The following is a 900-nucleotide window of genomic DNA, read 5'->3' as shown; positions in this document are numbered from 1 at the left end:
AGAGCTCGTAACACGATCATGATTCGGGCTTGTTGAGGCGTCTCCAGCAGATGAGGCTGCAGGCCAGGGAGACGAAGGCGTCGTGGAGTTCGGTGCGGCGTTCCCAGCGGACGGCGAGTCGTCTGAACTGGTGGAGCAGGGCGAAGGTCTGCTCGACGACGTAGCGGAGCTTGCCCATGCCCTTGATGTTGGGGGCTCCTCTGCGGGAGATGACCGGCAGGATCCGGCGTTTGCGCAGCTCTTCCCGGTTGGGGTTGGAGTCGTAACCCTTGTCGCCGAGCAGGGCGTCCGGGCGCCTGCGGGGCCGGCCGGGGCGGCCCGCCACCGGCGGGATGCCGTCGACCAGGGCGAGGGTCTGGGTGACGTCGTTGACGTTGGCCGCGGTTGTGATGACTTTGAGCGGGGTGCCGCGTCCGTCGCAGATCAAGTGGTGTTTGCTGCCCGTCTTCCGCCGGTCGACCGGCGACGGACCCGTGTCGGCTCCCCCTTTTTCGCGCGGATGTGGGAGCCGTCCACGCACGCCCTGGACCAGTCGATCCGGCCGGCCGCGTTCAGCTCGGCGAGCAGGATGCGGTGCAGCTGGTCGAAGACCCCTGCCTGCTGCCACCGCTCCAGGCGCCGCCAGCAGGTCTGCCCCGAGCCGAACCCCAGCTCAGGCGGCAGGAGTTGCCAAGCGATGTCGTTACAGAGCACGTACAGGATGCCCTGCAGGCACAATCGGTCGGCCACCGGCCGCGGCCCTGGAGACCTCGCCGGCCAGGGCGGCAGCAGCGGCTCGATCAGTGCCCACAAGTCGTCGTCCACGATCCACGGCCGAGTACTCACACCACCACGAACGGCCGAATCATCGCACCGGTTACGCCCGACCAGCACATCTCAACAAGATCCTGTTACCGGCTC

At 67.6% G+C, this 900-nt stretch carries 1 protein-coding gene; it reads right to left on the bottom strand.

Going from position 1 to position 900, the window contains the following annotated elements:
• Positions 1 to 16: 16 nt before the first annotated feature.
• A protein-coding gene (locus tag IF09_RS44345) for an IS5 family transposase (protein ID WP_234321349.1) occupies positions 17 to 825 on the bottom strand; the annotation gives its coding sequence in 2 pieces (ribosomal slippage) (positions 17 to 505 and positions 508 to 825; 807 coding nt in all).
• Positions 826 to 900: the final 75 nt, after the last annotated feature.

This window comes from Streptomyces katrae (assembly GCF_000717655.1).
Classification (GTDB): Bacteria; Actinomycetota; Actinomycetes; order Streptomycetales; family Streptomycetaceae; genus Streptomyces; species Streptomyces katrae_B.
The sequence above is the reverse complement of the archived record's forward strand: the minus strand, read 5'-3'. Positions and strand labels throughout refer to the sequence as shown.